At 67.4% G+C, this 8,020-nt stretch carries 6 protein-coding genes; 5 read left to right on the top strand and 1 reads right to left on the bottom strand.

The genetic code is table 11. The annotated features are described in order from the left end of the window. Window positions 1-412 precede the first annotated feature (412 nt). The 5 genes from DBR34_RS09775 to DBR34_RS09755 all read left to right on the top strand — a co-directional run bounded on the left by DBR34_RS09775 (window position 413) and on the right by DBR34_RS09755 (window position 7,129). Window positions 413-3,340 (top strand): TonB-dependent receptor, encoded by a 2,928-nt coding sequence (locus DBR34_RS09775; RefSeq protein ID WP_128096643.1) that lies wholly within the window; start codon window positions 413-415, stop codon window positions 3,338-3,340. A 664-nt stretch (window positions 3,341-4,004) separates the two neighbouring features. Continuing rightward, window positions 4,005-5,144 (top strand): glycosyltransferase family 1 protein, encoded by a 1,140-nt coding sequence (locus DBR34_RS09770; RefSeq protein ID WP_128096642.1) that lies wholly within the window; start codon window positions 4,005-4,007, stop codon window positions 5,142-5,144. After that, on the top strand, window positions 5,125-5,664 hold the full coding sequence (locus tag DBR34_RS09765; RefSeq protein WP_128096641.1) for a phosphatase PAP2 family protein: 540 nt from the start codon (window positions 5,125-5,127) through the stop codon (window positions 5,662-5,664). The genes DBR34_RS09770 and DBR34_RS09765 overlap by 20 nt, the downstream gene beginning before the upstream one ends. A gap of 52 nt (window positions 5,665-5,716) precedes the next feature. Continuing rightward, window positions 5,717-6,460 (top strand): UDP-2,3-diacylglucosamine diphosphatase, encoded by a 744-nt coding sequence (gene lpxH / locus DBR34_RS09760; RefSeq protein WP_128096640.1) that lies wholly within the window; start codon window positions 5,717-5,719, stop codon window positions 6,458-6,460. Window positions 6,461-6,478: 18 nt separating this feature from the next. After that, window positions 6,479-7,129: a hypothetical protein gene (locus tag DBR34_RS09755; protein ID WP_128096639.1), complete on the top strand. Its 651-nt coding sequence runs from the start codon at window positions 6,479-6,481 to the stop codon at window positions 7,127-7,129. A gap of 60 nt (window positions 7,130-7,189) precedes the next feature. Here the strand turns inward: DBR34_RS09755 and DBR34_RS09750 are convergent. Beyond that, window positions 7,190-8,020, bottom strand: an 831-nt coding sequence (locus DBR34_RS09750; protein ID WP_128096638.1) for a zinc-dependent metalloprotease, incomplete at its 5' end; no start/stop codon positions are given.

Genomic DNA, 8,020 nt, shown 5'->3' with positions numbered 1-8,020 from the left:
ATTCAGGACCGCGTTCCGGTACCGGGCGCGTATGAACCCACCTTATCCCCCTTCCGCCGCCCGCCTCCCCCGGCGCGCGGTGGCAGGGTCGTGTCCGTTTGCGGGTGGGACCCGCGGCCGGTCGAGGGGCGAATTTGCGCGTCGGCCATGCCGCACTGCGTCAAATTGCTACATTTCGACACAAACCGATACGCAGCGACCACTGAACCGCCACGACAAGTCATTGCTTCTCTTGCACTTTTGTCTCGCTCGTTACAAAACCGTGAGAAATTCTTTGCGGACTATTTACAAAGTATTAACGACCGAGACTATGATCAAGGAACCGGCCTTCACACCGCCGGATTTTTGGGAAGGCGGGAACTTGGGCCCGCCGACTCTTTTTGATCCAGTTCCAACCGAGAGAGAGAGCCACATGAATTCACGCACCAACGTACTGGGGCAGGCAATCCGCTACGCCCTGGTCGCCGGCACCGCAGGCCTGATGGCCGCCCCGGCGATGGCACAGGACGCGCCGGCCGCTACCAACCTTGACCGCATCGAGATCACCGGTTCGCGCATCCGCCAGGTTGACGTGGAAACCGCACAGCCGGTGTTTGCGATCAGCCGCAACGATATCGAACGCCAGGGCTTCAGCTCGGTGGCCGACATCCTGCAGAACGTGACCGCGATGGGCAGCCCGACGATCAGCCGCGCCAACGCGCTGTCCGCCGGTGAGAATGCCGGCGGTACCTACATCGACATGCGCAACCTGGGCACCCAGCGCACGCTGGTGCTGGTCAACGGCAAGCGCCTGGGCATCAGCACCTCCGGCTACCAGGACGTCTCCACGCTGCCGGTCTCGGCGGTGGAGCGCATCGAAGTGCTGAAGGACGGCGCCTCGGCCATCTACGGCTCCGATGCCATGGCCGGCGTGGTCAACATCATCACCCGCAGCAACGTCACCGGCGTCACCGCCAACGTCTACCACGGCCAGTACAGCGAAGGCGACGGCGCCCGTGACCGCTTCGACGTGGTTGCCGGCTGGAGCAACGACCGCGTCTCGCTGACGCTGTCGGCCGAGCATTCCGAAGAGAAGGCCGTGTGGGCCGCCGACCGTGGCTTCAGCGCCTACGGCCTGACCGATCGCCACGCCGACAACCTGACCAACTGGGCCACCATCAGCCAGTACGGCCAGTTCACCGGCCTGAAGGGTCGCCCGGGCTGCACCAACGCCACCGCGGGCTGCAACTACTCGCTCAACCGCGGCACCGATCCGACCAACCCGGCCAACTATCACCTGACCGACCCGACCGGGTTCACCGGTGATGTCAGCAACTCCAACGACCAGATGCACGTCAGCTATCCGGTCAAGCGCGATTCGGTGTACTTCGACGGTCGCTTTGCGATCACCGACAACATCAACTTCCGCACCGAGCTGGGCTACAACAAGCGCACCTCGGACCGCCAGATCGCCGGTTACCCGCTGCAGTCCAGCACTGCCGGCGTCGGCTCGATGTCGATCGACAGCTACTTCAACCCGTTCGGTCGCCAGCACGGTTACGCCACGCCGACCGCCGTCGCGTGGAACCGCCGTACGTGGGAAGTGCCGCGCGTCACCACCAGCGAGCTGAAGACCTACCGTGCGGTGGCCTCGTTCGATGGTTCGTTCGACATCGGCGAGCGCTACTTCGATTGGGAAGTGGGCTACCAGTACAACCGCAATGAGCTGGAGTCGCTGGCTACCGGCAACCTGCACAAGGGCCGTGTCGCCGCTGCGGTGGGCCCGTCGTTCTACAACGCTGCCACCGGCAAGGTGCAGTGCGGTACCCCGGGCGCGCCGATCGATCCCGCCACCTGCAAGCCGTGGAACCCGCTGGTGCCGTACGGCACGATCGACCCGAACGGCCTGGACGGCAATGCCGAGCTGCAGGAATGGCTGTTCCCGCCGGAGCTGACCAAGGGCCAGACCACGACGAAGAACTTCTTCGCCAACATCGCCGGTTCGATCGTCACCCTGCCGGCAGGCGACCTGGGCTTCGCGTTCGGCGTTGAAAGCCGCAAGGAAGTGGGCAAGTACGTGCCCGATCCGCTGGCCCAGACCGGTGCCACCACCAACCTGGCCGCTGGCCCGACCGGTGGTGACTACCAGGTCAACGAAGCCTATCTGGAAGTCAACGTTCCGGTGCTGGCCGACCTGCCGGGTGCCAAGGAACTGACCTTGAACGCGGCCACCCGCTTCTCGGATTACGACACCTTCGGCAACACGCTCAACAGCAAGTTCGGCTTCAAGTGGAAGCCGATCGACCAGCTGCTGGTCCGTGGTACCTGGGCCGAGGGCTTCCGCGCGCCGACCATCAACGATCTGTACGGTGGCGGTTCGCAGACCTTCGCGCAGTTCAGCGATCCGTGCGACACCCAGTTCGGTGCGTCCAAGACCAGCGCCGAAGTCCGCGCGCGCTGCGCCCGCGACATCGCCAACGCCGATACGTTCCGCCAGCTGCGCCAGGGCAACCAGCCGGTCGCCACCGCGACCGACGCCACCCCGGTGCCGTTCACCAACGGCTCCAACCCGTTGCTGACCCCGGAAACCTCGACCAGCAAGACCCTGGGCGTGGTGTGGAGCCCCACCTTCATCAGCAACTTCAACATTGCGTTGGACTGGTGGAAGATCCGCATCGACAACACGATCATCGCCGATACCCCGACGCAGATCCTGATCGACTGCTACGAGCAGGGCATTGATTCGCGTTGCACCCGCTTCACCCGTGACCCGTCCAACGGCATCGTCACCGACCTGCAGTTCGGCAACCGCAACGCCGGCTTCCTGCAGACCGAAGGTTACGACCTGGACGTGAGCTACCGCGTGGACACCGGCTACGGCAAGCTGAGCGCCAACTGGGCCAGCACCTACGTCAGCGAGAACATCTACCGTTCGACCGACGACAGCAAGGTGGTTCCGACCCCGACCAACGGCATCGGCAGCGGCTTCCGCATCCGCTCCAACCTGTCGCTGGGCTGGGACCTGGAGAACTTCGGCGTGACCTGGACCGCGCGTTACTATTCCGGCGTGAAGGAACAGTGCGTGGACATCACCAGGTACCCGGGCGAGTGCTCCGATCCGGGCGTGTACGCTCCCTGGTACAAGGGCGCGCGCAACTACAACGAGCGTGGTTCGGTCACCTTCCACGACCTGCAGTTCCGCTACAACCTGCCGTGGGATGCCACCGTGTCGGTCGGCGCCAACAACGTGTTCGACAAGCTGGGTCCGGTCATGTACAGCAAGCCGAACTCGGCCTTCTCGTACTACGGCGGCTATGACATCGGTCGTTTCGTCTACATGAAGTACCAGCAGCGCTTCTGATCGTTGCCCGGTAGTACCGCAACACCCAACCACGGCCCTTCGGGGCCGTGGTTTTTTTGTGTTTCTTCTCCCCTCTGAGGGGAGCGTCTTGTTGCAAGGCCGTCGCAGAGTGAGCGCGACGCTACGCGGGTGCACGGGCACCGTTTGGATCGGCTGGCGACTCCGATCGGGCCGGTCGCGAGCGGGAGGGCCCCGTAGCAGCCGGTAGGCCCCTGGCGCAAATGTCCCCCGGCCGCGTGGCGGCCTCCTCCTTTATTTTGCCCAGGGGCCTACCGGCTGCTACGGGGCTCGGCTTGCGGTGCGCAGGTGGATGCCACGCTTTTTTTGACGCTTGTCGGTGGGTCGGGCGCTGGGTCCCCATGCCCTTGGAGGCGAAATAAAGGAGGAGGTGGCGGTCGCAGGCCGACGCCGGGGGACATTCGCCGGAAAGGGCATGGGGACCCAGTGCCCGACCCGCCGACGGCCGCGCCTGGAAAGCGTCAAGCCACGCTTCTGCTTGCCCCGCATATGGGCAAAGAACCGTTTGGCTGCTCCCCTATCCAGGCACGGCGGCCGGTGGGTCGAGCGCGGGGGCAGAAGCCTCCGGGCGTCATCGGCCGGTCATGCGCGCGTCATGGGGGCTACATCGCGCGCGCCCAGCATGGCCGCATACCGGAGGCCCGCCATGCGCTATGCCATCGTCACTGAAACGTACCCCCCTGAAGTCAACGGCGTCGCCCTGACCGTGCAGGGGCTGGAACAGGGACTGCGCGCGGCCGGCCACCAGGTGGACCTGGTACGCCCGCGCCAGGCCACCGAAGCCGACACCGAAGAAGGCACCCTGCTGGTGGCCGGCGCCGGCCTCCCACGCTACCCCGGCCTGCGCTTCGGGCTGCCCGCGCCCAAGCGCCTGGCACGCCAGTGGCAGCTGCAACGCCCCGATGCGATCTACATCGCCACCGAAGGCCCGCTGGGCTGGTCGGCACTGCGCACCGCCCGACGGCTGGGCATTCCGGTGGCCAGCGGCTTCCATACCCGCTTCGACGAGTATCTGCCCGACTACGGCGTGGCCTGGCTGCAGGCCGCTGCGCTGCGCTGGATGCGGCGCTTCCACAACCAGGCCGATGCCACCCTGGTGCCCACCCAGGAGCTGCAGCAGTTCCTGGGCGAACAGGGCTTCGACCGGGTACGCCTGCTGGCCCGCGCGGTGGACAGCAGCCAGTTCGAACCGCAGCGGCGCGACCCCGCCCTGCGCGAGGAATGGGGCATCGACGGCAACGGCTTTGCGGCGATCTACGTGGGCCGCATCGCGCCGGAGAAGAACCTCGGGCTGGCAGTGAAGGCGTTCCGGCGCCTCCAGCAGATCCGCCCCAAGGCGCGCTTCATCTGGGTGGGCGATGGCCCCTCGCGCGAAAAGCTGGCGCATGAAAACCCCGACTTCATCTTCTGCGGCGTGCAGCGGGGCGACGCCCTGGCCCGCCACTTCGCCAGCGGCGACCTGTTCCTGTTTCCCAGCCGCAGTGAAACCTTCGGCAATGTCACCCTGGAAGCGATGGCCAGCGGCGTGGCGACGGTCGCCTTCGATTACGGCGCGGCACGCGAATTCCTGCGCACCGACGACAACGGCATCGCGGTGAACGAAGACAGTGAGTTCGTCGCCGCCGCGCTGCAGCTGGCCGGCGACGATGTGCTGCGGGCCCGCCTGGGCCGCAACGCCGCCATCGCGATGAAGCGGCTGCATCCGCAGCAGGTGGTGGCCGAATTCGATGCCCTGTTGTCCGAACTGGCCCAGGCCCGGAGGCCGCATGCCGACCACGCCGCTTGAGGCCCTGCGCGGCCACGAAACCCGCTGGTGCCGCCGCGCCAACCATTACTGCCGGCGCCGCCGGGTCCGCCGCGCGTTCGCCGTGGTCAGCCGGCTGGGCGATGGCGTGTTCTGGTACGCGCTGATGGCCGCACTGGTGCTGCTGGACGGGTTTGAAGGGCTGCAGGCCTCGCTGCACATGGCCGCCACCGGGCTGATGGCGCTGCTGCTGTACAAGGGCCTCAAACGCTGGACCCGGCGCCCGCGCCCGTATGCCGCCGACCTGCGCATCCGCGCCTGGGTGGCGCCGCTGGATGAGTTCAGTTTCCCGTCCGGGCACACCCTGCACGCGGTGTCGTTCACCATCGTTGCCCTGGCCTACTACCCGTGGCTGGCACCGCTGCTGGTGCCGTTCACCGCCGCGGTGGGGCTGTCGCGGGTGGTGCTGGGCCTGCACTATCCCAGCGACGTGCTGGCCGCCACGGCGATCGCCACCGCGCTGGCCGGTGCCAGCCTTCGCTGGCTCCCGTTGCCGATGTAACCCGATGATGCGGGCCGCCGCAGAGCCGCCCGACCCGTTTTACAATGCGCGCATGACCACGCTGTTCATTTCCGATCTGCACCTGGACCCGAGTCGTCCAGCCATCACCGAGCTGTTCCTGGCGTTCCTGCGCGATGAAGCGATGCAGGCCGACGCGCTGTACATCCTGGGCGACCTGTTCGAAGCCTGGATCGGCGATGACACCCCCTCCGCCGCTGCCGACGCGGTGGCTGACGCGCTGCATGCGGTGGCCGATGCCGGCGTGCCGGTGTACTTCATCCGCGGCAACCGCGATTTCCTGGTCGGCAACGACTACGCGCGCCGCGCCGGCTTCCGCATCCTGCCCGACCCCAGCGTGATCGATCTGTACGGCCGCCCGGTACTGCTGCAGCACGGCGACCTGCTGTGCACCGACGACGTGGCCTACCAGCAGTTCCGCGCGCAGACCCGTGACCCGGTGTTCCAGGCGCAGTTCCTGTCGCAGCCGCTGGCCGCGCGCATCGCCTTCGCGCAGAAGGCGCGCGACGCCAGCCAGGCACGCCAGTCGGAAATGAAGCAGGACGACCGCGCCGGCTTCGAAACCGTCACCGACGTGGCACCGGCCGAAGTGGAGGCCACCTTCGCGCGGCACGGCGTGGACACCATGATTCACGGCCACACCCACCGCCCGGCCATCCATGCGCTGCAGGTAGGCGGTCGCCCGTGCACGCGGATTGTCCTGGGCGACTGGTATGAACAGGGCTCGGTGCTGCGCGTGACCGCGCAGGGTTGGAGCCTGGACACGCTGGCGCGCTGAGCCGATCAAGGATCACGGATGATCGACTCCACACCGGCCCTGCTGCTGGCCGCGCTGCTTTCGCTGGGCGCGCCTGCGGCAGCCAGCGCCGCCCCCGCCGCCGCATCACCGCAAGTGGAACAGATCGCCCCCGACCCGCACGCCGCGCAGGTGGGCAGCGGCCCACACCGCTACCAGTTCGTGCTGCGCGATACGGTCAGCGGCGCCCCGGCCGCGTTGCGGCCGTTCGCGCTGTCGCACACCGCGTTCGACCTGCCGTTCGTGGCGGCGGAAAAGGATGTCTACCAGGGCATCACCGACGCACAGGGACGCACGCCCGTGTTCGCGTTCGAACAGGCGCCTCCCGCGCAGGGCTGGGTGCTGCTGGAGCGCTTCGGCAGCGGTCCCTATGGCGAACGCATGCAGCTGAAGGCCGGCGATGGCGAGGGTGTCGGCGCGATGGCCTACGAGCTGGTGGTGTGCGGCAAGACGCCGCGCCTGTATCGCGGTGTGACCACGGCCGAGGGCGACACCGCCTATGTGGCCACCAGCGCGATCGTGAATCTGCTGCTCTTCATCGACGCCGACAGCACCTCCGCCGGCGGCGACCTACCTGCCGGCCGGATCGAGCCCGGCGACGGCCAGACCGCCCTGCGGCGCTGCCGCCCGGACGCGACCGATCCTGCCTGACCCGGTTGTTGCCCTGCCCGCGAACGCAACGTGCGGTCGCAGGCAGGGCGTTGGCCAGGCTCAGCGGAACGCGGCTACCGCCGCCTTGGTGTTGACCAGCACGCGCTGGTTGTCGGCGCTGCTGGCAATGCCCATCGGCACGCCGTTGTAGTTGATGTTCGGGTTGGACCAGAAGTTCAGGCGCGGGCAGCCCGCCGTGCATGCGTAGGCCATGATCGTGCGCCAGCGCGCGCCGGTGGCCGGCTCGTAGCGATAGCCGTGGCCATAGGCGTACGGCGAGGTGCTCGGGTCGGTGGCGATGTCGTGGCGCGCACTCTGCAGGTGGCCGATTTCATGCGCGAAGGAGTAATAGCCGGTGGCGCAGTCCCAATGCACCGCCGCGAAAGCGGTGGCCGCGGTGGAGCCGATGCCGGAGGCCAGGCCGCACGAGCTGGCATTGTTGATCACCAGCACGGCGACGTCGGCGCGGGTGGTGTTGCGGCTGGTGTGGATGCTGTCCATCACTCCATCGGTGGTGCTGCGGAAGCGCGCCAGGTCGGTGGAGAAGCTGCTCGACTCCACGTAGGGCGTGGTCTCGTAACCGGCCAGCTGCAGGGTGATGCCGACGTTGCTGTTGACGTAGCCCTGGTTGGATTCGGCCACCGCCAGCTGCACCAGCGACTGCATGTTGCCGCCGTACGCGGCCACCGCGCCGTTGGTGGCCACCACCAGCACGCGGATGGTGGCCGGCGTCCCCGATGACGCCGCCGCGATGCCGGCGCGGTCACTGACCGGCATGGCGATCCGCGGCAGGCTGTTGTAATCGGCCGGGTGGTCGGCCGGCATGCGCGACTCGTCCACTTCCACCAGCACATGGCGACCATCGCTGAGCGGGCGCAGCCGGTACAGCTG

The sequence above is a fragment of the Stenotrophomonas sp. HMWF003 genome (assembly GCF_003061285.1).
GTDB lineage: Bacteria > Pseudomonadota > Gammaproteobacteria > Xanthomonadales > Xanthomonadaceae > Stenotrophomonas > Stenotrophomonas maltophilia_AP.
Note: the sequence above shows the minus strand (reverse complement) of the source record. Positions and strands in the feature narration are given on the sequence as shown.

Coding starts and splice junctions, on each gene's coding strand:
- DBR34_RS09775 (WP_128096643.1), top strand. CDS start 413: ATGAATTCACGCACCAACGTACTGGGGCAGGCAATCCGCTACGCCCTG.
- DBR34_RS09770 (WP_128096642.1), top strand. CDS start 4,005: ATGCGCTATGCCATCGTCACTGAAACGTACCCCCCTGAAGTCAACGGC.
- DBR34_RS09765 (WP_128096641.1), top strand. CDS start 5,125: ATGCCGACCACGCCGCTTGAGGCCCTGCGCGGCCACGAAACCCGCTGG.
- lpxH (WP_128096640.1), top strand. CDS start 5,717: ATGACCACGCTGTTCATTTCCGATCTGCACCTGGACCCGAGTCGTCCA.
- DBR34_RS09755 (WP_128096639.1), top strand. CDS start 6,479: ATGATCGACTCCACACCGGCCCTGCTGCTGGCCGCGCTGCTTTCGCTG.